The organism is Bartonella sp. B35(2025) (genome assembly GCF_053794465.1).
This window is the reverse complement of record NZ_CP200035.1, coordinates 709,368-735,679: the sequence shown is the minus strand read 5'-3', so window position 1 is coordinate 735,679 and position 26,312 is coordinate 709,368. Positions and strand designations below refer to the sequence as shown.

Here is a 26,312-nt window from a genome sequence, read left to right as displayed (position 1 = left end):
TCCAATGCCGTATATAAATGCTCAAGGTCGATTAAAAGGGCGCAAGCCTGTCGCTGTCATTGATATTGGATCAAATTCTGTTCGGCTTGTTGTGTACGAAGGTCTTGTCCGTTCACCAACGGTTTTATTTAATGAAAAGATTCTTTGTGGTCTTGGCCAAGGTGTTGCAAAAAATGGATTTTTAGAAGAAAAATCAAGTGAAATGGCACTTCGAACCCTGAAACGTTTTCGTGCACTTTGCCAACAGATCGGGGCAGATGAGATTTATACTTTAGCAACAGCAGCAGCACGAGAAGCGAAAAATGGGTTAGCATTTATTCATAATGCTGAGAATATTTTACAAAATAAAATATATCTTCTTTCAGGAAATGAAGAGGCTATTTATTCAGCGTATGGGGTTATTTCTACCTTTTACCAGCCAAAGGGCATTTCTGGTGATCTTGGTGGTGGAAGTCTTGAACTTATTGATATTGATGATTCTAATGTAGGTGAAGGGATAACTCTGCCATTAGGTAGTTTACGGCTACAGCATATGTCAAATAGTAATATTTCTGTGGCAGCAAAGATTGCACATGAGCAACTTTGTAAATCTAATATCATACATAAAGGTATGACGCGTTGTTTTTATGCAGTAGGAGGGACTTGGCGTAATTTAGCAAAACTTCATATGGCAACAAAAAATTATCCACTACCTGTTATGCATGGTTATACAGTTGATGCAATTGAAATGGAGAATTTTTTGCGCCTTGTTGTAAGTGGAAGTATTGGTAATATGAGGGGAATTTCCGCTATTTCAAAGAATCGTCGTCAACTTCTGTCTTATGGGGCGATTATTCTTATTGAACTTATTCAGTCTATGGGGATTGAAAATATAATTTTTTCTGGAGCTGGAGTGCGTGAAGGTTTTCTTTATTCACGATTGCCACAAGAGATTCGTCTTTCAGATCCTTTAATTGCGGCATGTACAGAAATGGCTATTCTACGGGCACGTTCACCAAAGAAAGCAGAAGAGTTGATTGATTTTACTACGAATGCATTTGAGGCTTTTGGGATTTTAGAAACCGAAAATGAATGTCGTTACCGTAAAGCTGCCTGTCTTCTTGCTGATATTGGTTGGCGTATACATCCAGATTATCGAGGCAATGAGGCGGCCAATCAGATAGCTTTAGGATCTTATCCAGGAATTTCTCATGAAGGGCGTGTCTATGCTGCATTAGCTGTTTTTTTTTGCAATACGGGTTTGTTGGTTAATGAAGAAGCTCCAGCCATTTTCCACTTAGCAACTAAAAATATAATTGAGAAAGCATGTATTCTTGGTGGAACGATGCGTGTTGCTAATCTCTTTAGTGCTTCCACTGCAGGAATTTTACCAAATTTATCATGGCATAAAAAGCCAAACCATATTGCATTGCACATACCAATACGTTACGCTGATTTAATAGGTAAACGCCCTCTAGAGCGGTTAAATAAATTATCAAAAATAATAAAGTTACCACTATCTTTTGAAATTTTTTAATTTTTTATTGTATCTTTATAAAAGATTATTCATATATTATGATATTTTTACATTGTTATGTATTTTTCTTAATACTTTATTATATATTTTTTTCTTTGTATTATAGAATAAATATCTATCAATATATTTTATATATTAAAAGTATTAAAAAGATATTTCGTTTAATATTATTAAAATTTATAAATACTTTATAAGTAAATGTATTATTAATTTTAGGATATGATAATTCTTTTGTATCGTATTTTATATTAGTAATTGAATATATTTTAATTAATTCATCAAAGTGAACAATATCATCAAAATTAGCGATGTAATGATTTTTATAAAAAAGAAGATACTGAAAATTTTCTGATATTATTTAAAGTAAAATTGATTAACCTTTAGATACGATTACACAATTCCTTTATTTAGGGGGAGAGGAGTAGATTTTTATATTAGATTAAGATGGGTGATCCTATTTACAGTGTTTTTATTTCATCAATCTCAAAATATAAATAGCTGATTTGTTTTTATAAATTAAAGTTGTTTGGTGCTTATTTTTCCATTATTAAAATAAAGTCCTATTTGGCCTTTTAGCATTTGTTCAGCTCTTCTACCAAATATTTCATAGCGCCAACCGTTCATAGCGGGGATATTTTGTTTTATACAACCATTAGCAATTTTTTCTAAATCATTGGAAGTTGCAATAATTTTAGGTGCAATATTATTTTCGTTTGCAACGAGTTTTAATAACACTTTAAGAAGATCGATTATAGCGGCTGTTGTTTCGTTAATAGGATTATACTTATGAAGGGTGGGTAAAGTAGCAATATCAATCTCTAAACCTTCGTGAACAGCTTTGATTAATGTTTGTGTGATTGGCAGCTTATCCCAATTTTTGTTAAGACTGCGTAAACGTTTTAATGCTTCTTCATCTTTTGGTTGTTGAATTGCGATTTCGATAAGACATTCATCTTTCATGATACGGCGACGTGGGAGATTATATCGTCGTGCTTCACGTTCACGCCAAGCTGCTATTTTTTGCAATACAGCAAGCTCACGGAGTTTTTTGACTTTTCCTTTTACTTTTTTCCATGCCTCATCTTCTGGCATATCATAAGTTTTGGGGGTTAACAGGATCTTTATTTCATCATCCATCCAGTGTGTGCGTTTATTTTTTTCTAGCTGCTTTTTTAATATGAGGTAAACATCTCTTAAATAGGTTACATCAGCAAGCGCATAGAGTAATTGTTTTTCAGAAAGAGGGCGATGACTCCAATCTGTGAAACGGGATGATTTATCAATATGATGACCTGTACAACGTTGTACAATTTGATCATAGGAGATAGAATCACCAAATCCACAGATTGAACCTGCTACTTGTGTATCAAAAATAGGATAAGGAATAACACCTCCAAGATGATAAATAATTTCGATATCTTGGCGTGCAGCATGGAAAACTTTGACAATTTTTTCATCTACCATCAAATCAAAAAATGATTGTAAATCAATATCTTGTTCTATTGGATCAATGAGTATTGTAACATCTGGTGATGCAAGTTGTATCAAACATAGCTGAGGCCAAAAAGTTGTTTCACGGATAAATTCGGTGTCTACTGTTACAAAATTAGATGTACGCAGAGCGTTAATAGAAATTTCAAGATCAGTTGTTTTTGTAATAAGCTTCATCATTTTATTATAACCAGATAAATTAAATTTGTCTTTTATTGTATTTTTTTTTTAAAGTCTTTACTGTCATATCTTGACAAATAGCTACTAAAAAGCGTTTGTAACGCATGTGAAATAATATAATCAAAGGTAAAAACTATGCACCGTTATCGCAGTCATAATTGCGCTGCCCTTCGTAAATGTGATGTAGGAAAAAAGGTTCGTCTTTCGGGATGGGTTCATCGTGTTCGTGATCATGGTGGAATTCTTTTTATAGATTTACGTGATCATTTTGGAATCGCACAACTTGTTGTTGATCCTGCTTCTTTGGCTTTTAAAATTATCGAAAAGGTGCGTTCTGAATGGGTTATTCGTGTAGATGGAAAAGTGTGTGCACGTTCTGATGAAGTTATTAATAAATCCCTTCCAACAGGTGAAATTGAGATTTTTGTGGAAGATGTTGAAATTATTTCAAAATCTGATGAGCTTCCTTTACCTGTTTTTGGTGAACCTGATTATCCAGAAGATATTAGATTAAAGTATCGTTTTCTTGATTTGCGTCGGGAAACTATGCATAGAAATATAATGCGTCGTACCGAAATTATTGCCTCTATGAGACGGTATATGCAAGACAATGGTTTTATAGAATTTTCTACGCCACTTTTGACAGCATCATCACCAGAAGGGGCGCGTGATTTTTTGGTTCCAAGTCGTATTCATCAAGGAAAATTTTATGCACTGCCGCAAGCACCTCAACAATACAAACAGTTGTTGATGATGTCAGGCTTTGATCGTTATTTTCAAATTGCACCATGTTTTAGAGATGAAGACCCACGCGCAGATCGTCTTCCAGGTGAATTTTATCAATTAGATATTGAAATGAGTTTCGTTGAACAAGAAGATGTTTTTGTTACAATGGAACCTATTATACGCTCTATTTTTGAAGAATTTGCAGATGGAAAATCTGTAACACAAAGTTTTCCTCGTATTTCTTATGATGAGGCAATACAGAAATATGGCTCTGATAAGCCAGATTTACGTAATCCGATTATTATGGAGGATGTTTCTCGGCATTTTTACGATTCTGGTTTTAAAGTTTTTTCTCAAATTTTAGCGAATAATGGAAATGCACAAGTGTGGGCGATCCCAGCTAAAATGGGTGGAAGCCGTGCTTTTTGTGATCGTATGAATGTATGGGCGCAAAGTGAGGGACAACCAGGTCTTGGCTATATTTTCTGGCGAAAAGAGCAAGAAGAATTTGAGGGAGTGGGGCCGATTGCCAAAAATATTGGAAAGCAGAGGACTGAAGTCATCCGTAGGCAGCTTGGACTTAAAAATGGTGATGCTTGTTTTTTTGTTGCAGGAGATCCGAAGAAATTTGCTTCTTTTGCAGGAGCAGCGCGTACACGGGTAGGGGAAGAATTAAACCTTATTGATCGAGAGTGTTTTTCTTTAGCATGGATTGTTGACTTTCCATTTTTTGAATGGAATGAAGATGATGGAAAGCTTGATTTTGCACATAATCCCTTTTCTATGCCTCAAGGTGGAAAGAATGCTCTTGATTGCCAAGATCCTCTTACTCTTAAAGCTTTTCAATATGATCTTGTTTGTAATGGTTATGAGATTGCATCAGGCGGAATCCGTAATCACTCGCCAGAAATGATGCTTAAGGTTTTTGATCTTGCTGGTCTTTCTAAAGAAGTGGTAGAAGATCGTTTCGGAGGGCTTTACCGTGCTTTCCATTATGGAGCTCCGCCGCATGGCGGCATGGCGGCTGGTATTGATCGTATTGTTATGCTTTTACAAGGCGTGAAAAATTTACGTGAAGTTGCATTATTTCCCATGAATCAGCAAGCATTTGATCTTTTAATGAGTGCTCCATCGGATGTTTCTGCTACACAATTACGTGATTTAGCAATTCGAATTGCTCCTATTGCTAAAAATAGTTAATAAAGTTGGTTGTGGTGAGATGCTAAGGTTGTTTTTTTATGTAATAAGTTTGTAATATTTTTAATTATATTATATATCTTAGTTTTTGTCAAGATTAGTTACTATTGTAAATTATTGCATTGCACTGAATTATCATTTTATGAATTTTTATAGTATAGAAGTTGTATTTAATTTTATAGATGCGATCTTTTATTAAATAAATATGAAATTATAATATTTATTTATATTAAATTTTAAGAAAAATATTACGATAATAATTTTTTTATTAAAAATTATTCATAATAAAGTTTATTTTATATTATTTTTTATATTTAATTTTTCTTACTTAGAGAATTTTAAGATATTATTTTAATGTTTAAATAATTTATTTTATATTTTCTGTTATTAATGTCTTTATAATATTCTATTAAGAATTAAATTATCTTTTTTAATCATTATAAAATTAATAATTATTAAATATATATATATAAATATATTTTTATTATTCTTTTAAAAATACTTTTAAGTCAGTATGTTAATTAACTATGTTTTTTTAAATAAATAGTAAAATACATATATAAATTTTTTCAAATTGATATAATTTTTTGTTCATGTTTTAATCATAATGTTTATTTTTATATGGGTTACTTTTTAACAAAAATGACTCATTTATAAAAGTTTTCATTTAAGAAATATTATAGAATAATTGTTTATTATTTGAAGAATTTTTGTCCTAATATTATGTCTGATAAAATAATTTTACCTTTTGATAAAGAACATATTGAACCAATAGAATTACGCTCTGCTTTACAAGAACGCTATTTAGCTTATGCACTTTCTACCATTACTCATCGTGCATTACCTGATGTACGCGATGGATTAAAACCTGTGCATCGACGTATTGTTCATGCGATGCGCTTACTCAAGCTTAATCCTGGACAATCTTATGCTAAATGTGCACGGATTGTTGGTGATGTAATGGGAAAGTTTCATCCTCATGGTGATGCATCTATTTATGATGCATTAGTGCGTTTGGCTCAGAATTTTGCTGTTCGTTATCCATTAATTGATGGACAAGGTAATTTTGGTAATATTGATGGTGATAATGCTGCTGCTATGCGTTATACGGAGGCACGCATGACCGAGGTTGCAGCATTATTACTGGAAGGGATTAATGAAAACGCCATCGATTTTCGCTTAACTTATAATGAAGAAGATGAAGAGCCTGTTGTTTTACCCGGGGCTTTTCCTAATCTTTTGGCTAATGGTTCATCAGGGATTGCTGTTGGTATGGCAACATCTATTCCACCACATAATGTTGCTGAATTATGCGATGCAGCGTTACATTTGATTGCTTATCCTGATGTAAGTGATGAGGAATTGAATCAATTTGTACTTGGGCCTGATTTTCCAACAGGAGGTATTTTAATTGATTCTAAAAAAAGCATTGAAGAATCTTATCGTACAGGGCGTGGTTTTTTTCGATTACGTTCGCGTTGGCATAAAGAATTTGGAAATCGTGGCTCTTATGTAATTGTTGTTACTGAAATTCCATATCAAATCCAAAAATCACGCCTTGTTGAAAGAACAGCGGAATTATTGCTTGCACGGCGCTTATCAATGCTTGAGGATATTCAAGATGAATCAGCAGAAGATATTCGTATTGTACTTGTTCCAAAAAATCGTACTGTTGATCCTGAACTTTTGATGGAATCACTTTTTAAATTGACTGATTTTGAAATCAGATTTCCTCTTAATCTTAATGTCTTGACTTTAGGGAAAGTACCTAATGTTCTTTCTTTACGTGAAAGTTTGCAGCAGTGGCTTGAACATCGTCAAGAAGTTCTTATTCGTCGTTCAAGTTATCAGCTTGATGAAATTGATTGTCGGTTAGAAATTTTACATGGATATCTTATTGCATATTTAAATCTTGATGAAGTAATCCGGGTTATTCGTGAAGAGGACGAACCCAAAAAAGAATTGATTGTACGCTTTGAATTAACAGAAAATCAGGCTGAAGCTATTCTTAATATGCGGTTACGTTCTTTACGTAAGCTTGAAGAAGTTGAAATTCGTAAAGAATTTGAAGCTCTGAAGATTGAAAAAGAAAAATTACAAGATTTGTTGGCTTCAAATACAAAGCAATGGAAAATAATTTCAGAGGAAATTATAAAAGTTCGTGAAATTTTTGGTCCTGAGACTTTTTTAGGAAAAAGACGTACGACATTTGAAAAAGCACCAAAGCACAATATTGACGATATTCATCAGGCGATGATTGAAAAGGAACCGGTAACTATTGTTATTTCTGAGAAAGGGTGGATGCGCGCTTTAAGAGGACATTTGAGCGATTATAAGACGCTTTCTTTTAAAGAAGGAGACTGCTTAAAGCTAGTATTTCCAGCTTTTACTACAGATAAGATTGTAGTGATAAGTACTGGTGGAAAATTTTTTACTATTAGTGCTAATGGTTTACCTGGAGGGCGAGGGCATGGCGAACCAATTCGTATTTTGATCGATATGGATGATGAACACGATATTCTTACAGCTTTTGTGCATAATGCACAGAGAAAACGACTTTTAATTTCATCTTATGGCAATGGTTTTATTATTTCTGAATCTGAAGTAATTGCTAATACACGAAAAGGCAAGCAAGTTATGAATGTAAAATTTCCTGATAAGGTCAAGCTTTGCATTCCAGTAGAAGGTGATTATGTTGCACTGGTTGGAGAAAATCGTAAAATGCTTATTTTTTCTGTTGAGCAAGTACCAGAAATGAATCGTGGCAAAGGTGTTCGTCTACAACGTTATAAGGATGGGGGTGTTGTTGATGCTAAAACTTTTAATTTATCAGAAGGTTTAAGCTGGCAAGATACAGCTGAACGTAGTTTTAGTCGCAAAGCTGATGATCTTGTTGAGTGGATAGGGATACGTGCTGGGATAGGGCGTTTGGTTCCAAAAGGATTTCCAAAATCAGGAAAGTTTTCTAATTAATATAGTATAGTAAATTTGATTATGAAATCATCAAAATATAAGAAAAAATTTTTAAATTTTGTTTTACCGTAACAAAATTAAGGAAATTGTTAGATTCTTTTATAGCTTTTTTGTTTTATAATTATACTGCATAAAAAGACGACCGCGTTCACTCCATAAAACGAGAAGTATTGCGAAGAAGCTAAGAAGAAAAAATCCAGCTGAATTGGGAATCATCGTTTCATCAAATTGTTGTGCAATAAAAAAACCAAGACCTGTACCAATGGATGTTTGAAGAAAACCAGATACAGAGGATGCAGTTCCTGCCATATTTCCTACAGATTCGAAAGCAAGTGTGTTAAAATTAGCTATAATACCACCACATGTGAACATTAAGATACAATATAACACCATGTAAAAAGAGGAGGGGATAACCCCACCCGTTAAAACTGAGCTAATAAACCAAATTCCTGAGATAGTGCAAAATAGCAGAAGCATAGTATGGGCAATTCGCCGCATTCCAAAACGTCCTACAAGTCGAGAATTTAAAAAAGAAGATAAAGCTTGAAATGCAGCACCAGTTGCAAAAGCTATAGGAAACCAGAAGCCAAAATTGTAAATTCCTTCAAATATTTGTTGTGATGTATTAACGGTGGTAAAAATACAACCGAAAATGATGGAGGTAGCAAGTGTATAACAAAACATTGTACGATTAGTTATAACAAACCAAAAGCTATTTTTAAGAGAAGAAAAAGAAAGAGGCTGTTGTGTATGTAAAGTTTCAGGCAAGCGTAATTGAATCCAAGCCATTAACCCAAAACCGATAATCGCCATAAATATAAAAACAAATTTCCAGTTTCCAAGTAACAAAATTATTTGCCCTGTTGCTGGCGCAAGCATTGTTGCAATCAGAAAAACCATCATGACTATAGACGTAATTTTTGCCATTTCTCGGCCACTGTAAAGGTCTCGTATAATGGAAATTGCGAGGACACGTATAGCAGCTCCTCCAATGCCTTGCAAAATGCGTAGAATGAGTAATATGGAAAAGCTTGATGCTAATATACAGCTAATTGCTGCAAATGAATAAAGAACAAGACCTATAAGAACAACTTTACGCCGACCATAACGGTCGCTTATTGGGCCAAAAAATATCTGTGTAACACCATAGCTGATAAGATAAAAAGAAATAATATAATGCTGATCATTGTTATTAATAACGTGAAAGCCTTGTAAAATATCAGGCATAGCAGGAAGCATAATATCAATAGCTATAGAATTAACTGCCATAAGCGCTGCAATGACAATGACAAATTCTTTATATCCAATTTTTTGTTTAATTGCATCTATACGCTTTTGTTCATCAATTAAATACGGCATATGCATCCCTGAAACAAGAATTTTGGCTGAAAAGTATTTTATGAAAAGCTGAATAAGAGCAAAGACAATTTATGATATGTTAAATGTAATACCTTTTTTTTTCAAAAGATCTTGCAACTCGTTGCTTTGAAACATCTCTTTAATGATATCGCAGCCACCAACGAATTCACCTTTGATATAAAGTTGTGGAACTGTTGGCCAATTTGAGTAATCCTTTATCCCTTGACGTAACTCAAGAGAAGATAAAATATCAACTCCTTTATAATTTACCCCTAAATAATTAAGGATCTGAACAACTTGCCCAGAAAATCCACATTGTGGGAAGCTTGGCGTTCCTTTCATGAATAAAACAATGTCATTTGTTTTAATTTCATTATCAATAAAATCATGAGTAGTTGTCATGTTCATCCCTCAATACTAAAGATCTTAAAAGTACGTTTTTCATACTTAATCGCAATTTTAAATCGCATTAAGAGAGCGAATGCAAGAGGAAATTTTTAGATTATTTAGGAATATCTGTTTGAAGTGCTAAAGCATGGAGTATGTTCCCCATATTACCTTTAAGCGCATCATAAACCATTTTGTGCTGTTGAATACGATTTTTTCCTCGAAAACTTTCTGAAATAACTTCTGCGGCGTAATGTTCACCATCTCCAGCAAGATCACGGATCGTTACTTTTGCATCAGGAATACCTTCACGAATAAGAGTTTCAATTGCATCAGAACTCATTGCCATAGTCATTCTCCTTTAATCTTTTTTTCTTTTACAAGAATAGCATACAGCTCATGAAAATGAATAATTATTTATTGCTCTTCCATAAATTTTGGAAACCAACTTTCATAAGCCTGTGTCAATTCTGATATTGAAAATTTAAAAATACCTTTGACATCAAGTGTATCACCTTCGACTTTACCAAGTTCTATTAAGCAAACATCGCTTGTTTGAGCAAGTTTTTTAAGATTATTGAGTGCATCGAATTTGACAGCCAAAAGGTAACGTCCTTGGTCTTCACCAAAGAGTTCGGCATGATGAGGTGATTTATTGCTTAATTCTACTTTGATTCCTTTTTCCGCTTTAATTACCATTTCTGCAAGAGCAATGGCCAATCCTCCATCAGAGAGATCATGAGCAGCATGAATAAAACCATAATTAATACTATCTCTAACAAACTGACCGTGTTTTTTTTCAAGTTGTAAATCTATATGAGGAGGGGAACCTGTGTTAATATTTAAGATATTATGTGCATAAATTGATTGTCCTAAATGTGAGCCACAAGATCCAACTAAAACAATAATATCTCCATTTTGCATACCATTAATTGTTACCATTTTTGACCAATCATCAAGAATGCCAACACCGGCAATTGTTGGGGTAGGAGGGATCGCTTCTCCATTGGTTTCATTATAAAGAGAAACATTTCCTGAAACAATTGGAAAGTCTAGTATCCTACAAGCCTCACCTATGCCTTTAATGGCAAAAACAAGCTGCCCCATAATATCAGGTTTTTCAGGATTACCAAAATTGAGGTTATCTGTGGCAGCTAGTGGTGTTGCACCTGTAGTGCTGATATTGCGCCAACATTCCGCTACAGCTTGCTTTCCTCCTTCATAAGGATCAGCTTCGCAATAACGAGGTGTTACATCAGAAGAAAAAGCAAGGGCACGTTTGCAGTTATTACTTATGCGGATGACACCTGCATCACCTCCTGGTCTAATGAGGCTATTTCCTTGGATAATCGTATCATATTGTTCATAAACCCACCGTCGCGAGCTTTGATTGGCAGAGTTTAATAGTGTCAGGAGTGCATCACCAAGATTTTCAACTTGCTCGACTTCTTCCATTTTAAGAGTAGTTTTTTTAATAGGCTCTATCCAAGGACGATCATAAACAGGTGCTTCATTACCGAGTTCTTTAATAGGAAGATTAACCACTTCTTCTCCTTGATGCAGTACACGGAAACGCAAATCATCTGTTGTTTTTCCAATGATAGAGAAATGGAGTCCCCATTTTTGAAAAATTGCAGCTGCCTGTTTTTCCATTTCAGGTTTAAGCACCATGAGCATACGTTCTTGGCTTTCAGAAAGCATCATTTCATAGGCTGTCATATTTTCTTCACGAACAGGAACTTTATCAAGATTAAGCTCTATTCCTAGATCTCCTTTAGCGCCCATTTCAACTGCCGAAGATGTAAGTCCTGCAGCACCCATATCTTGAATAGCAATGACAGCTCTTAATGTCATTAATTCTAAACAAGCTTCCAGAAGACATTTTTCAGTAAAAGGATCACCAACTTGAACGGTTGGACGTTTTTCATTAATTGAGTTATCAAATTCAGCAGATGCCATCATTGCTCCACCGACACCATCACGCCCTGTTTTTGCTCCAAGATAAACAACAGGAAGTCCTACTCCTTGCGCTTTGGAGTAAAAAATAGAATCTATCTTTGCGATACCAGCAGCAAAGGCATTGACAAGGATATTACCATTATAACGTTGGTCAAAGTTAACTTCTCCACCAACAGTTGGAACACCAAAAGAGTTGCTATAACCACCGATTCCAGAAACAACACCAGCAACAAGATGGCGTGTTCGTGGATGGTTAGGAGATCCAAATCGCAATGCATTCATAGCTGCAATAGGACGAGCACCCATTGTAAAAATATCCCGCAGAATGCCACCAACACCTGTCGCTGCACCTTGATAAGGCTCAATGTATGAAGGGTGGTTATGGCTTTCCATTTTAAAAACAACACATTGCCCATTTCCAATGTCAACAACACCAGCATTTTCACCAGGGCCTTGAATGACACATTTTCCTTTTGTTGGTAAAGTTTTGAGCCATTTTTTAGACGATTTATAGGAACAATGTTCGTTCCACATTGCAGAAAAAATTCCAAGTTCAGTAAATGTTGGTTCTCTACCAATTAATAGCAGGATACGCTGATATTCATCAGTTTTTAGACCGTGATGCGCAATTAACTCTGGCGTAATGGCAATATTATTATGAAGATTCATGGGTGTATTATTCCGTTAAGTTAATAAAAATTTAGCACTTATTTCGCCTTTAATTTAGCATCTTAGATTACAGGTTATTTTATTTCTTGATGATAAGTTGGCTAATGATTTACAAATTAAAATTTTATTTGTGTTTTTAGGCTGTTTTGTTTTTGCAGTTAATATAAGAATAATTAAGTAATCTACAACATTTGTCGTTATGATCATGCGTTTACTAATTCTAAAGTACTTTGAAAAAGTAAACGACCATCAGTACCACCATGCGCAGCTTCGATAAAATTTTCAGGATGGGGCATCATACCAAGGATATTGCCCGTTTTATTGGTAATACCAGCGATATCTTTCATTGAACCATTAGGGTTCGTATTTTCTGCATAGCGAAAAACAATTTGTTCATTGTCTTCCATTTGTTTTAATGTCTCGCTGTCAGCAAAATAATTTCCATCATGATGAGCAACAGGACAACGAATGATTTGTCCTTTGTAATAATATCGAGAAAATTTTGTATTAGCGTTAACTACTTCAAGTTTTACCTCTCGACAAACAAATTTCAATGAAGCATTACGTATTAAAGTACCGGGCAATAATCCGGCTTCTAACAAAATTTGAAATCCATTACATATACCTATTACTATAATACCCTTTTGCGCTTTCTCGCGAACAGCTTGTAAGACTGGTGTTCGTGCACCAATGGCGCCACATCTTAAGTAATCACCATAAGAAAAACCACCGGGAATAATAATGACATCTACATCTGGGATTGTTGTATCTGTTTGCCAAATTTTAATTGGTTCAACTCCCGTTATATGGTGTAATGCTGCAATCATATCTCGATCACGATTTAATCCAGGTAATTGAATGATAGCGGTTTTCATAGAGAGATTCACTTAAAGAAGTTTTATTGTGTAGTTTTCAATAACAGTATTTGCGAGTAATTCTTCGCACATTTGCTCAAGTTTTTTCTTTGCAATTTCAGTAGGCATGTCATCAAGCACAATATCAAAGACTTTTCCTTGGCGAACAGATTGAATGCCATGAAAGGCTAGGCCATTTAAAGCACTGGCAATCGCTTTTCCTTGGGGATCAAGAACACTATTTTTTAAAGTAACTGTAACACGTGCTTCCATTTTTATTTCCTATTGTTAAAGTAATTCTCTTTTTAAGAGTAATACTTACATATAAGGAAAGGTAACATTACGTCACCTTGGTTTTTATTTTACTAAAACTGGACCACTTGGTCGTGGGGGTTCATTTTCGTTGATAATACCAAGACGCTTTGCAACTTCTTGATAAGCGTTAATGAGTCCTCCCATATCACGGCGAAAACGATCTTTATCCATTTTTTCTTGTGTTTGCATATCCCACAAGCGGGCAGAATCAGGAGAAATTTCATCTGCAAGAACAACACGTGTTGTTTCATTTTCCCATAAACGACCAAATTCCATTTTAAAATCAATTAATTGAATACCAACAGCTGCAAAAAGCCCAGAAAGAAAATCATTAATCCGAATTGAAAGTTGCATAATATCTTCTAATTCTTGAGGAACAGCCCATCCAAAAGCAGTGATATGTTCTTCGGTTACCATTGGGTCATCAAGAGAATCATTTTTATAGTAAAATTCAATGATAGATTGTGAAAGAGGTGTTCCTTCTTCTAACCCAAAACGTTTAGAAAGAGAGCCAGCAACAACATTGCGAACTACAACCTCCAAAGGAATAATTTCCACTGCTTTAATAAGCTGTTCGCGCATATTGATACGCCTAATAAAATGTGTTGGGATGCCTAAACGGCTAAGATGGTTAAAGATATGTTCTGAAATGCGGTTATTTAAAACCCCTTTTCCATCGATAATCTCATGTTTTTTTGCATTAAAGGCAGTTGCATCATCTTTAAAAAATTGAATATAGGTTCCTGGTTCAGGTCCTTCATATAAAATTTTAGCCTTGCCTTCATAAATACGGTGGCGACGATTCATTATGATTCTCTATTTTCTGAGAGGTTTTAAATAATATTGATGGATGATACTATCTTAATTAACAAAAATTCTCAATAATAGCTATGATACTTCTTTATAATTTTTATTATTTCAATTTTGTCAAAGAAGAATGAGATAACATAAATAAAATGAGGAAAATTATCTTTAATTTGATCAAAGCTTTGCAAGAAAATGGGAAAGAACCATGAGCCCTTCAGGCCATGGTCCATGTCCAGATTCTACATTAATGTGGCCAGATTGCCCAGCATCAATGAAAAGTGCTCCCCAGTCATAGGCGAGATTTTCGGCAACTTGAAATTGGCAAAATTTATCATTACGACTGGCTATGACTACAGAGGGAAAAGGTAATTTTCCACGGTGATATGGGCCAAATGTTTTGAAGTGTTTTGGACGTATTTTTTCATTGGTTATGTCTGGGGGCGCAACAAGAAAAGCGCCGCAAACTTTTTCTGTATTTTCTATAGTTGCATGAAGAGCTGTTGGAACTCCTAATGAATGAGCAATAATAGCAACAGGTTTTTGAGCTTGTGCAATGGCAATTTTAACCTCATTAATCCATTCTTCACGAATAGGTTTTGACCAATGAGCTTGCTTAACACGGTGGGCTGTAGATAACTTTCTTTCCCAGCGTGTTTGCCAATGATCAGAGCCAGATCCTTTATAGCCAGGGACAATAAGAATATCGAGTTGGTTTACTTTCATAAATTGCTTCCTTCATTACAATGAGATTTAGATCAAAGGTAGAAGGCATTTTTTTATTCCTTGTATGCAATTTTGTTACTATCCAAAAACACGTTTAAAAATTGTTTCAACATGTTTTGTATGATAAGAAAGGTCAAATTTTTCACGCAGTTCCGTTTCACTCAAAGCTTTTGCAACATCTTTGTCGTTGAGCAATTCTTCTAAAAAATCTTTTCCTTGTTCCCAGACTTTCATCGCGTTTCGTTGTACAATTCGATAAGAATCTTCACGACTGATTCCGGCTTGTGTAAGTGCCAAGAGTACCCGTTGTGAATGAATCAGACCACGAAATTTATTAAGATTTTTTTTCATATTTTCTGGATATATAACTAAATTTTTAATGACAGATGTTAATCGCTCAAGAGCAAAATCAAGTGTAATCGTAGCATCAGGGCCAATATAACGTTCGACAGATGAATGAGAAATATCACGTTCATGCCAAAGTGCTACATTTTCCATGGCAGGCATTGCAAATGCACGTACCATACGTGCTAATCCAGTTAAATTTTCTGTTAAAACCGGATTGCGTTTATGGGGCATAGCGGATGAGCCTTTTTGCCCAGGTGAAAAATGTTCTTCTACTTCAAGAATTTCTGTTCGTTGCAGATGGCGTATTTCTATTGCTAATCTTTCAATAGATGAAGCAATAACACCAAGTGTTGCAAAAAACATAGCATGACGATCACGTGGTATAATTTGAGTAGAAACGGGTTCAATATGCATACCTAATGCTTTTGCTACATGTTCTTCAACACGTGGATCAATATTAGCAAACGTTCCTACGGCTCCTGAGATAGCACAAGTAGAGATTTCTTCACGTGCCGCAAGAAGACGGTTGCGACAGCGGGAAAATTCAGCATATGCAAGAGCAAATTTAACACCAAATGTTGTTGGCTCAGCATGAATACCATGGCTACGCCCAATAGTAATCGTTTCTTTATGTTCAAAAGCACGTTCTTTCAATACTTTGAGAAGTTGATCTATGTCTTTTAGAAGAATATTACTGGCACGCATCAGCTGAATATTAAATGTTGTATCTAAAATATCTGATGATGTCATACCTTGGTGAATAAAGCGAGCTTCTGGTCCAATGAATTCGGCTAAGTGGGTTAAAAATGCTATAACATCATGTTTAGTGATTGCCTCAATTTCATTAATACGATTAACATCAAATTTAGCTGCTGTTCCTTTTTCCCAAATGATTTTTGCTGCTTCTTTTGGAATAATTCCCAGTTGTGCTAATGCATCACAGGCATGTGCTTCAATTTCAAACCAAATACGATATTTCGTTTCGGCTGACCAAATTGTTATCATTTCAGAACGAGAATAACGTGCTATCATAATTTTTTCCTTATTGTGAAAGACTTGCAGCTTGGCGCAATGCACTAATACGTGTTTCGTAAAGCTCTTTGTTTCCATTTTTATAAATTGCAGAGCCTGCGACAAATACATTTGCACCAGCTTTTGCTGCTATTCCGATTGTATCAACTGTGATACCGCCATCAACTTCAAGATCAATAGGTCGATTAGCAATCATGCTTTTAACTCGTTTAATTTTATTTTTCATTTCTGGGATAAAATTTTGCCCACCAAAACCGGGATTGACAGTCATGATTAATATAAGATCTAATTGATCAAGCAAATATTCAAGTATATGCTCTGGCGTACTAGGGTTAATTGAAATTCCAGCTTTTTTTCCCATTGCTTTGATTGTTTGTAAAAAACGGTGAAGATGAGGGCTTGCTTCAGCATGAATGGTTATAATATCTGAACCAGCTTTTGCGAAGGCTTCAAGATAGGGATCTACTGGTGCGATCATCAGATGAACATCAAATGTTGCTTTGGTTAATGGACGTAGTGCTTTAATGATATCAGGTCCAAAAGTGATATTAGGAACAAAATGACCGTCCATAATATCGAAATGAATCCAGTCTGCACCAGCATCAATAACATCCAACACTTCTTGGCCAAGTTTGGAAAAATTAGATGCCAATAGCGAAGGTGAAATGAGGTAAGAACGAGGCATTAAGATCTCCTTAGTTGGCTCTTTTTAGTATGTAACCCTGTGTATTAAAATATCATTTATGCTATGGTGTGAAAGAATGAGAATATATAATAAATATTAATTATTGAGATTTCATTTGATATTTTAAAAGCTGTATATACAAGATAGATCAAATTATACGATACATTTAATATCTCAAATTCAATATATTTTTCCATTTTTTTGCAAAAATGCTAGGATATCGCGAATTATTTTATAAGTTATTTACATAATTTTGATGATAAATGATGTTAAAGAAAATTATATAGGAATAGCTAATTCATTGTTTTTTCAGTTGATTTCATAACATTTTTTATTTATTTTACATGCCATAATTTAAAAAATCTGCTTATGGAGAACGAAAACTTTTATGTTTATAACTTAGTAGAAGATACCGTTTATTAGCAGATATTTTTTTAGATATTGCAATTTTACACAAATAAATTTTTTGATGGACTTCAATGAGGTATCTTTTAAGCTAGTATATTCAATCTTTTAGAAGCTTTGATATCTTTTGATTGTTAGCTGATTTGTCAGCAAAAATGTGCAATCCATTGCATTTTTATTGGTGAAGTCGTTGCAATAAATCATAATCAAAAAAAAGATGCTTTTATATATTTAAATCATGAATATTATGTTCATTTTTGCAAAGATTTTTGTTTTTATACGTTTGGATAATTTATTTTAGTGCATTTAGGTTTTAACTCAATAACTGGATAAGCTTATTTCGTATAATTTTACAAGATTGCATTTTCTCTTTTATAAGTTTGTAAGTGTGATTGAAAAGGGTTTTTATGGAATTTCTCTGATCAACGTTATCATAAAAATAACATGCTATACGAAAAATTAGCTGATTGGTATGTTGTTATAAAAAAGTATTTTATACTTGTGTTGATTGGCATTACACAATATATAGACCACACATACCATATATGGAGGTTTTATGGCATGAAAAAAAAGGTTGGTGGTCAATATCGCCCTAGTGAAGATGAACCTTTTATGAATGAACAGCAAAAGGCATATTTTCGCGCTAAGTTGGTTTCTTGGAAAAATGATATATTGAAAGAAGCTCGTGAAACTTTGGATAATTTGCAAGAAGAGAGTGCTGGTCAACCTGATTTAACCGACAGAGCATCTTGCGAAACTGATCGCACAATTGAATTACGTGCTCGTGATCGTCAAAGAAAGCTTATTTCAAAGATAGATGCAGCTTTGGAGCGTATTGATAATGGTACTTATGGGTTTTGTGAAGAAACTGGTGAGCCTATCAGCATAAAGCGCCTTGAAGCTAGGCCGATTGCTGTGTTGTCATTGGAAGCACAGGAACGTCATGAGCGACGAGAAAAAGTTTACCGTGATGACTGAATTGATTATGATGAAAAACAAGAAAAATATTTAATACAGTAGGATTTATATTTTATTTTTTTGAGTAGGGATAAATAAGGATGGTTCTTGCCGTCCTTCAACTTCAGCAGTGATTACCGAATCTTTCAAATGTTGGTGATTCGTAAAAGGGGTAGGAATATTGCTTTGCACATATTCTATTTCACTTACAGAAAAAGGTATTTTTTCTGTAAGGTTAGAATTTTGTTTAGTTTCTGGTATCACTGATATTGGTTGTGTATCTTCTTTTTGTTTGTAAGTACTTTTGTGTTTGATGTGTTTATCAATGATATTGGATTCTATGACAAAATTTGTTGACCCACCAATAAGAATTAAATGCTCTGTATCATCACGACGAACCAGAATTAGACGGTGTGTACGATCGATCATGATTGTATCGCATATAGTTAGTCGCGGTATGTGTTTTTTCCTATGAATATTAAAATTTCCTGCATTTAAACGGTTTAAAAATATGATGATTACAATACTGGTTGTGATTATCATTATGCAAAATATAAGGCTTATGGCTATATTTGCTGCAAATGTACCTATTTGGTTTGATAACCAGATATGCATGTCATTTTTCCCACTTTATGATGAAAGTATTATTTTTTATTTATATAAGTTTGTAAACATACCCTAAAAGGTTCATTTGTAATATAAAATATGATTTTTAAAAATATTAAGTAATTTCCATTAAGTAGATATTATTATGCTGTATATTCTATGACATCAATCATGGAGGCAATTTGTAGCATAAAAATTGACCTTAATTGAGGTAAATAGAAATGGATAAAGGTTTTGACAATATTAAAAAATCACCGCCTACTTCTGTACACTGGGGAATTATAGTTTTTTATTTTATTTTTGTAGTAGTTTTTTTGTTTATTGTGGATTTTTTAGGTTTTTCTTATCCACAGAGCTATTTTCAAAAGGCTATGTTGATGTCTTTTTTAGCTTTGGCAGTTATAGGTGTTTCTACGCTTATTTTGATAGGAATGGGGATTTTAAGATATGATGTAGCACACTTGTATGAAGATTTTGATTTAAGTATCTTGAATAGTACTGATGATGCAATTATGATATCAGACCTATCAGGGTTTGTTTATTATTCTAATCAAAATTACCGTAAAATTTTTACCTATAAGCCTGAATCTTCTTGTTATGCGGTTATTGCTGATCTTCCAGGATCTGGTACTCTTTCGTATCGCTTAAAAGTTGCTGCATGTGATGATTTTGTAACACAAGAAGAATTGAGGATGGAACGGTCGATTTTTAGCCATTCTACACAAAAAAGTCCTTTTTGGTACAATATTTCTGTTCAACCGATAATAAGGCGAAAAAAAAAGTTTTTATTTTGGCGGATTACTGATATTTCGCATTTGCAAAAGTATCGTGAAACTTTTTTCTCAAATCTTCAAGAAGCCATCAATCACTTAGATCAAGCCCCTGTTGGTTTTTTATCTGTTAATACACAAGGGACAATTCTTTATGCAAATGCAGTTTTTGCCGAATGGTTTTCAATTAACTTAGCAAATTTTTCTATTGGTCAATATAACTTCGATCAGTTATTTAATAGTATTGAAACTAATAGAACGTGGAGCGATGTCTGCTTGCAAAATAACAAATATCAACATTCAAATTATTCTATACCTTACACGTTTTCGTTATGTTTAAATTCAGAGGCTAGCAGTAAAAAAATATTGAATTGTTTTATGTGTACTTCTTCTTTTTCAGAGAATGAAGCTATTTACCGTATTGTGATGGTGCCACAGCAGATACAAAAGAAAAAAGATGAAGATCAATCAAATTTATCAAATGCATTGGTGGAGTATTTTGATGCAAGTCCTTTCGCAATAGCAGTTGTAGATCAAAAAGGACAATCAGTTTACATAAATGGTGCTTTTTCATCTTTAATAGGATATACAGACAAAAGTATTAATCTTTATAATATTATATCTCATTGTGATAGTGTGCAGTTAGAGCGCGCATTTCGGAAAATTATAGCAAATAAAATTACAACAAATAAAGATTGTTCAGTTTTAATAGAGACAGTTTTAGAAAATAATAAAGAGCGTCATTTGCGTCTTCATATTATGCCTATAACATCCTATCATGCTGATGAATTACAAGACTTGGTAATTATATCTGTAATAGAAATAACAGAACAAAAAGTGCTTGAAGATAAAATGGTGCAAAGTCAGAAAATGCAAGCTGTTGGGCAGCTAGCTGGTGGTATCGCTCATGATTTTAATAATGTATTAACTGCAATTTTGATGTCATGTGATCTCCTTTTGAATACGCATCGCAGTTCTGATCCAGCTCATGCTGATCTTATCAATATTAAAAATAATGCTAATCGTGCAGCAGCACTTGTACAGCAATTATTAGCTTTTTCTAGAAAACAGACGCTTCGACCTGAAAAAGTTGATTTTACTGAATTTTTATCAGATATTCGCAATCTTATTTTACCTCTTTTAGGCAATAGTATTCAATTAAAAATTATCCATGGAAGAGATTTGTGGAGTGTTGAAGTTGATCAAGCATCTTTCCAGCGTGTTATCATGAATTTGGTTCTTAATGCGCGTGATGCTATGCCAGATGGAGGTATTGTTACGATTACAACAAACAATATTACAAAACAACATAGTGCTGAATTCGATAATGTTGGTTTTGCACTCGGTGAGTATGTGCAGTTGACTATTTCAGATACAGGAACTGGAATATCAGCTGCTATACAGGAAAAAATGTTTGAACCATTTTTTACAACAAAAGAAGTTGGAAAAGGAACTGGTCTTGGCTTATCAATGGTTTATGGAATTATAAAACAGACAGGTGGTTATATTTACTGTGATAGCCAGGAAGGAGAAGGAACAAAATTTCATATCTTTCTTCCTCGATATATTCCCGATAATAGTAGTAAAATTTCTCAACAGATTGAAAAAGTGGAAGAGCAGGAAAAAAATACAGATTTAACAGGATCTGCAACTGTTTTGTTAGTTGAAGATGAAGATTCTGTCAGAATAGGTGGAGTAAGAGCGCTTCAAATGAGAGGATACACTGTTTTGGAAGCTGCGAGCGGGGTGGAAGCACTTGCTATTCTTGAAAAAAATAAGGGTGCTGTTGATATTGTTGTTTCTGATGTGGTAATGCCAGAAATGGATGGGCCAACTTTGCTTAGAGAAGCGCGTAAAAATTATCCTAATATCAAGTTTATTTTTATTTCTGGGTATACAAAAGACGCTTTTACCAAAAATCTTCCACAAAATGCTGTTTTTGGTTTTTTATCTAAACCATTTACACTCAAACAATTAGCTTTAGAAGTTAAAAAAATGCTGGCACAGTAAAAGAAAAAAATTATGTATTTTTAGATCTTTTAAAAGAAAATTTAAAGTATTTTAGAAAGATTATTAAAATAACAAGAAAAAATAATAGACAATATAAGTAATAATAATTTTAATACTTAATAACAAAAAAATAAGAAAAATATTACAAATTTTGTAAAGGAGTATTTATAAAAATAATAATTTTAAGTGTGAAAAATTATTGTTTTAATTCAAAATATAAAGCTAAAAAATTAAATTTATATATAATGTATGGTACATACTGGTTGATATACTCAAAAAGATAAAATTTGTTGCTGAGCATTTATCATTTTGTCGTTTCCCTTAATAAATGCTTTTAAGGCTTTTGGATAAAGTTTATGTTCAGCTTTAAGAACTCTTTGTGCTAAGCTATCAACAGTATCATTGGGACATACTGGAACCGCCGCTTGAGCAAGGATTTTTCCCGCATCCATATTTTCTGTAACAAGGTGAACAGTACAACCAGTGATTTTAACACCTGCTTGTAAGACTCTTTCATGAGTATTTAAACCTTTAAATGAAGGTAAAAGGGAAGGATGAATATTTAAAATTCGTCCTTCATAGAGTTTTATAAAGTGTGGTGAGACGAGGCGCATATAACCAGCGAAGCAGATAAAATCTGGCTGATATTGATCTAGGACTGTAAGGATAGATTCTTCATGTGCTTTTTTGGTTGGATAATTTTTGTGATCAATAATATGGATAGGAAAATTACTGTTACGTGCTTTTTCAATACCGGTAGCATGAGGATTATTGCAAATAACTGCGATGATTTCAGCAGGGTAATCCTTTTGTTCACTTTCCTTGGCAAGGGCAAGCATATTGGATCCATTACCAGAAATAAAGACAACGATTTGTTTTTTCATAGATGAAGCATCCCTTTACAGAAAATACCTTTATTTGAGCGTTTTGTTAAAACACCAAGGAAAGTAACGGCTTCTCCTTGCTTTTCAAGCTCTTGTGTAATTTCTTTAACTGCATGTTGAGCCACAATAATGATCATACCAATACCACAATTAAATGTTCGTAACATCTCTATTTCATCTATTCTTCCTTGTTTAGCAATCCATGAAAAAACTGATGGAATTTTAATAGAAGAAAGATTAATTTCAGCGCAGAGAGAAGATGGAAGTACACGTGGAATATTTTCAAGAAAACCTCCACCTGTTATGTGAGCAAGAGCCTTGATTCCTTGAAAATTTTGTATGACTGATAAGAGTGATTTGACATAAATGCGTGTTGGTGTGAGAAGTGCTGTGCCAAGATTAATTTGGGGATTAAAAGGAGCTGAATCTTCCCATTTTAAACCACTTTGTTGAACAATTCGTCTGACAAGAGAAAAACCGTTAGAGTGAATTCCAGATGAGCTAAGACCTAAAATAATATCGCCTTCTGTAAGATCTTTTGAAGGTAATAATGCACTACGTTCGACAGCTCCTACAGCAAAACCTGCCAAATCATAATCTCCTTTTGCATACATATCAGGCATTTCTGCTGTTTCTCCTCCAATAAGGGCTGCGCCTGCTTGCTGACATCCAGCTGCAATACCAGAAACGATTATAGCACCTTGTTCAGGGTCAAGTTTTCCAGTGGCAAAATAATCAAGAAAGAAGAGAGGTTCAGCACCTTGTACGAGTAAATCATTAACACACATGGCTACGAGATCAATGCCAACAGTGTCATGGATACCTACTTCAATGGCAATTTTTAATTTTGTTCCCACACCATCATTGGCTGCTACGAGGATAGGATCTTTAAAGTTTGCTTCTTTTAAATCAAATAAGCCACCAAAGCCGCCAATTTCTGCATTTGTACCAGCTCGTTTCGTTAAACGTATGTAGGGTTTAATTTTTTCTACCATGGTATTACCCATATCGATGTTTACACCAGCTTTTGTGTAGGTAAGACCACCATTGGATTTATCATTCATTAGGTTTTTATTGCTCATTTGAGCCTTCCTTATGGAAAATCAGATTTTGACGTTATGCAATGCCATGATAAAGTTATCTCTGCAAGAGATATTGATATTTAGTGTTTAAGAAATAAGCAACTTTACTTGACCTATATGGAAGAAATTTATAACCTTATAAAAATTTTTTTGGAATATTTATGAGTAAAATATCAGATAACCACGATAATTCTGCTTTACAGCTAACACAAGAGAAAATTAATGAGGGTGAGGCTCATAGTTGTTATACAGCTTATGTGCCTGCTTATGCTCAAGTACCATTACCGAACAATATGAAAAAGCAAATTTTTTTCTGGCTTGGCACGTTGATTTTTTTTATTCTTTTTATGTTTGTCTTTGGATCAATTTTGCTACCTTTTGTGGCAGGGATTGTGTTGGCATACTTTCTGAATCCTATTGTTCAATTGCTTGAAAAAATTGGTATTCATCGTGTTTTGGGCACCATCCTGATTATTTTATTTATTGTTGTTATTTTTGTTGCTGCTTTAGTAATTTTGATCCCTATTATCACTTGGCAAATACAACAATTTATGAGTGATGGTTTGCCGATTTATATTGATCGTATTCAAGACTTTTTTAGTAAGCATGATTTTGATTGGGTAAGGCGCTATTTTGGCAGCGATCCAAATGAATTACAGGATAATATTAAAGGGCTTTTAGGACAAGGATCTGATTTTATTAGATCTCTTTTGAATTCACTTTTAAAATCAGGAAAATCTATAGTTAATATCGTTAGTCTATTCATAGTAGCACCTGTAGTATCATTTTATATGTTATTAGATTGGCCACGTATGGTTGAAGCAGTTGATTCGTGGATACCGCGAGATCATCTTAAAACTGTTCGTGGTATTTTTCATGAAATGGATAGAGCTATTGCTGGCTTTGTTCGTGGGCAGGGAACAGTTTGTCTAATATTGGGGGGGTATTATACCATTTGCCTTACCATCACAGGACTAAATTTTGGCCTTTTGATTGGTATGTTGATTGGACTTATCAGTTTTATTCCTTATATTGGTGCAATGAGTGGTTTTGTTTTATCTGTTGGTGTCGCGTGGGTTCAATTTTATCCTGATGATTGGGGATGGATTATTGTTGTTATAACTGTCTTTTTTATTGGTCAATTTATTGAAGGTTATATTCTTCAACCCAAACTTGTAGGTTCATCAGTAGGACTTCATCCAGTGTGGTTAATGTTTGCACTGTTTGCTTTTTCTTCATTATTTGGATTCACTGGTATGCTTATTGCTGTTCCTGCGGCAGCAGTTGTTGGTGTTTTGGTTCGTTTTGCTCTTCATACTTATCTTAATTCTCAAATGTATTCTCGAAGTGGAAATTTGGAGCCACTAAAATGAATAAGCATGAAACACAGTTGCCTTTAAATTTTTCTTATAAGTCGGTTTTTCAATTTGATGATTTAGTGGTAACGAAAAGTAATCTTATGGCTTTTCAGCTTATTGATAATTGGCCAAATTGGATTTTACCTATTGCAGTTTTGGTTGGAAAAGAAGGATCTGGAAAAACTTACTTTTCTAATGTATGGGCACAGAAAGCTGATGCTTTAATTATTCATCGTGATAAAGTTGATCAAGCTATTGCTATGGCTTCTTCAGGAAAGTCGTTTTTAATTGAGGATATCGATATTGGTGAAATTAACGAAACAGAGCTTTTTCACTTTATTAACAGTATTAAGCAAGCAAATCTTAATGTATGTCAAGCTACTTTGCTAATAACTGCACGTACAGTACCTTCTACATGGAATTTAAAGTTAAGTGATTTAAAAAGTCGCCTTAATTCTGTTATGCTAGTTACAATTGATCAACCTGATGACGCATTACTGACAGCTATTGCTTTTAAACTTTTTTCTGATAAGCAGATTACTGTTCATCCAGATGCTATTTACTACCTTGTAAATCGCTGTGAGCGTTCTTTGTTTTCATTGAAGCGTATTATTGATTCTGTTGATCAGTTAGCATTGCAAAGAAAAAGTAAAATAACACGTGCTGTTATTGGCGAAGTTCTCAATATGCAAATTCAGTAAATGTTGCTTTATAGTTTGGTTAAAAATTCGATAAAAGGCGCCTGTATGCTATGGTTATTTGGTACATAGATAAAGATAAAATATTTAATTTTTACTTTTCTTACTTCTTTGAGTGAATAATTTGTATAGTAGCATTTTTTCTCTTCTAAGTATGCTCAATATACTGTTTAAATAGCTTTAAGTTTTAAATTTATGATATTTTACTGCTTGTATAAACTACATAAGGATCATCAATTTCAGATTGATCTTGAAGGAGAGGTAGATATTATTTCATTATAATGAAATTTTTATAAATAAAGTTTGAAAGTGTTTATTTTT

The 26,312-nt window shown here is 33.8% G+C and carries 21 protein-coding genes; 7 read left to right on the top strand and 14 right to left on the bottom strand.

Going from position 1 to position 26,312, the window contains the following annotated elements:
* Positions 1 to 4 precede the first annotated feature (4 nt).
* Positions 5 to 1,516: an exopolyphosphatase gene (gene ppx, locus V4P56_RS03055; RefSeq protein WP_455482593.1), complete on the top strand. Its 1,512-nt coding sequence runs from the start codon at positions 5 to 7 to the stop codon at positions 1,514 to 1,516.
* Positions 1,517 to 2,032: 516 nt separating this feature from the next.
* On the opposite strand, the gene rnd is transcribed toward ppx, so the two are convergent.
* Complete coding sequence (gene rnd, locus V4P56_RS03050; protein WP_455482592.1) at positions 2,033 to 3,187, bottom strand: ribonuclease D; 1,155 nt, start codon at positions 3,185 to 3,187, stop codon at positions 2,033 to 2,035.
* Between the two features lie 135 nt (positions 3,188 to 3,322).
* On the opposite strand from rnd, the gene aspS reads away from it, so the two are divergent.
* A complete protein-coding gene (aspS, locus tag V4P56_RS03045; RefSeq protein WP_455482591.1) occupies positions 3,323 to 5,113 on the top strand; it encodes an aspartate--tRNA ligase in 1,791 nt (596 codons plus the stop codon).
* 720 nt (positions 5,114 to 5,833) lie between these two features.
* Positions 5,834 to 8,083 (top strand): DNA topoisomerase IV subunit A, encoded by a 2,250-nt coding sequence (parC, locus tag V4P56_RS03040; RefSeq protein ID WP_455482590.1) that lies wholly within the window; start codon positions 5,834 to 5,836, stop codon positions 8,081 to 8,083.
* 99 nt (positions 8,084 to 8,182) lie between these two features.
* On the opposite strand, the gene V4P56_RS03035 is transcribed toward parC, so the two are convergent.
* From V4P56_RS03035 to rpe, 10 genes are all read right to left on the bottom strand, one after another.
* Positions 8,183 to 9,442, bottom strand: coding sequence for a multidrug effflux MFS transporter (locus tag V4P56_RS03035; protein ID WP_455482589.1), 1,260 nt, complete (start codon positions 9,440 to 9,442; stop codon positions 8,183 to 8,185).
* Positions 9,443 to 9,511: 69 nt separating this feature from the next.
* The gene (gene grxD, locus V4P56_RS03030) at positions 9,512 to 9,844 is read right to left on the bottom strand and encodes a Grx4 family monothiol glutaredoxin (RefSeq protein ID WP_455482588.1); all 333 of its coding nucleotides are present in this window, start codon (positions 9,842 to 9,844) and stop codon (positions 9,512 to 9,514) included.
* Positions 9,845 to 9,944: 100 nt separating this feature from the next.
* Positions 9,945 to 10,178 (bottom strand): BolA/IbaG family iron-sulfur metabolism protein, encoded by a 234-nt coding sequence (locus tag V4P56_RS03025; RefSeq protein WP_455482587.1) that lies wholly within the window; start codon positions 10,176 to 10,178, stop codon positions 9,945 to 9,947.
* Positions 10,179 to 10,246: 68 nt separating this feature from the next.
* Complete coding sequence (gene purL / locus V4P56_RS03020) at positions 10,247 to 12,457, bottom strand: phosphoribosylformylglycinamidine synthase subunit PurL (RefSeq protein WP_455482586.1); 2,211 nt, start codon at positions 12,455 to 12,457, stop codon at positions 10,247 to 10,249.
* 203 nt (positions 12,458 to 12,660) lie between these two features.
* Positions 12,661 to 13,332: a phosphoribosylformylglycinamidine synthase subunit PurQ gene (gene purQ, locus V4P56_RS03015; RefSeq protein ID WP_455482585.1), complete on the bottom strand. Its 672-nt coding sequence runs from the start codon at positions 13,330 to 13,332 to the stop codon at positions 12,661 to 12,663.
* Between the two features lie 12 nt (positions 13,333 to 13,344).
* Positions 13,345 to 13,584: a phosphoribosylformylglycinamidine synthase subunit PurS gene (purS, locus tag V4P56_RS03010; RefSeq protein WP_455482584.1), complete on the bottom strand. Its 240-nt coding sequence runs from the start codon at positions 13,582 to 13,584 to the stop codon at positions 13,345 to 13,347.
* An 84-nt stretch (positions 13,585 to 13,668) separates the two neighbouring features.
* A complete protein-coding gene (gene purC, locus V4P56_RS03005) occupies positions 13,669 to 14,433 on the bottom strand; it encodes a phosphoribosylaminoimidazolesuccinocarboxamide synthase (RefSeq protein ID WP_455482583.1) in 765 nt (254 codons plus the stop codon).
* Positions 14,434 to 14,607: 174 nt separating this feature from the next.
* Positions 14,608 to 15,156, bottom strand: coding sequence for an RBBP9/YdeN family alpha/beta hydrolase (locus V4P56_RS03000; RefSeq protein WP_455482582.1), 549 nt, complete (start codon positions 15,154 to 15,156; stop codon positions 14,608 to 14,610).
* A gap of 78 nt (positions 15,157 to 15,234) precedes the next feature.
* Positions 15,235 to 16,536: an adenylosuccinate lyase gene (purB, locus tag V4P56_RS02995; RefSeq protein ID WP_455482581.1), complete on the bottom strand. Its 1,302-nt coding sequence runs from the start codon at positions 16,534 to 16,536 to the stop codon at positions 15,235 to 15,237.
* A 10-nt stretch (positions 16,537 to 16,546) separates the two neighbouring features.
* The gene (rpe, locus tag V4P56_RS02990; RefSeq protein WP_455482580.1) at positions 16,547 to 17,221 is read right to left on the bottom strand and encodes a ribulose-phosphate 3-epimerase; all 675 of its coding nucleotides are present in this window, start codon (positions 17,219 to 17,221) and stop codon (positions 16,547 to 16,549) included.
* A gap of 966 nt (positions 17,222 to 18,187) precedes the next feature.
* On the opposite strand from rpe, the gene dksA reads away from it, so the two are divergent.
* Positions 18,188 to 18,604 carry an RNA polymerase-binding protein DksA gene (gene dksA / locus V4P56_RS02985; protein WP_455482579.1) on the top strand — a complete coding sequence of 139 codons (417 nt, stop codon included), beginning with the start codon at positions 18,188 to 18,190 and terminating at the stop codon, positions 18,602 to 18,604.
* 45 nt (positions 18,605 to 18,649) lie between these two features.
* Here dksA and V4P56_RS02980 read toward each other — a convergent pair whose 3' ends face one another.
* The gene (locus V4P56_RS02980) at positions 18,650 to 19,198 is read right to left on the bottom strand and encodes a flagellar biosynthetic protein FliO (RefSeq protein ID WP_455482578.1); all 549 of its coding nucleotides are present in this window, start codon (positions 19,196 to 19,198) and stop codon (positions 18,650 to 18,652) included.
* Positions 19,199 to 19,410: 212 nt separating this feature from the next.
* Between V4P56_RS02980 and V4P56_RS02975 the strand changes: the two genes are divergently transcribed.
* Positions 19,411 to 21,969: an ATP-binding protein gene (locus tag V4P56_RS02975; RefSeq protein ID WP_455482577.1), complete on the top strand. Its 2,559-nt coding sequence runs from the start codon at positions 19,411 to 19,413 to the stop codon at positions 21,967 to 21,969.
* A 272-nt stretch (positions 21,970 to 22,241) separates the two neighbouring features.
* On the opposite strand, the gene purN is transcribed toward V4P56_RS02975, so the two are convergent.
* Both purN and purM read right to left on the bottom strand, forming a co-directional pair.
* On the bottom strand, positions 22,242 to 22,853 hold the full coding sequence (purN, locus tag V4P56_RS02970; protein WP_455482576.1) for a phosphoribosylglycinamide formyltransferase: 612 nt from the start codon (positions 22,851 to 22,853) through the stop codon (positions 22,242 to 22,244).
* Positions 22,850 to 23,935, bottom strand: coding sequence for a phosphoribosylformylglycinamidine cyclo-ligase (gene purM, locus V4P56_RS02965; protein ID WP_455482575.1), 1,086 nt, complete (start codon positions 23,933 to 23,935; stop codon positions 22,850 to 22,852). Before purM ends, purN begins: the two co-directional genes overlap by 4 nt.
* 161 nt (positions 23,936 to 24,096) lie before the next feature.
* Here purM and V4P56_RS02960 point away from each other — a divergent pair, with 161 nt between their 5' ends.
* Complete coding sequence (locus V4P56_RS02960) at positions 24,097 to 25,308, top strand: AI-2E family transporter (RefSeq protein WP_455482574.1); 1,212 nt, start codon at positions 24,097 to 24,099, stop codon at positions 25,306 to 25,308.
* The gene (gene hdaA / locus V4P56_RS02955) at positions 25,305 to 25,994 is read left to right on the top strand and encodes a DnaA regulatory inactivator HdaA (protein ID WP_455482573.1); all 690 of its coding nucleotides are present in this window, start codon (positions 25,305 to 25,307) and stop codon (positions 25,992 to 25,994) included. Before V4P56_RS02960 ends, hdaA begins: the two co-directional genes overlap by 4 nt.
* Positions 25,995 to 26,312: the final 318 nt, after the last annotated feature.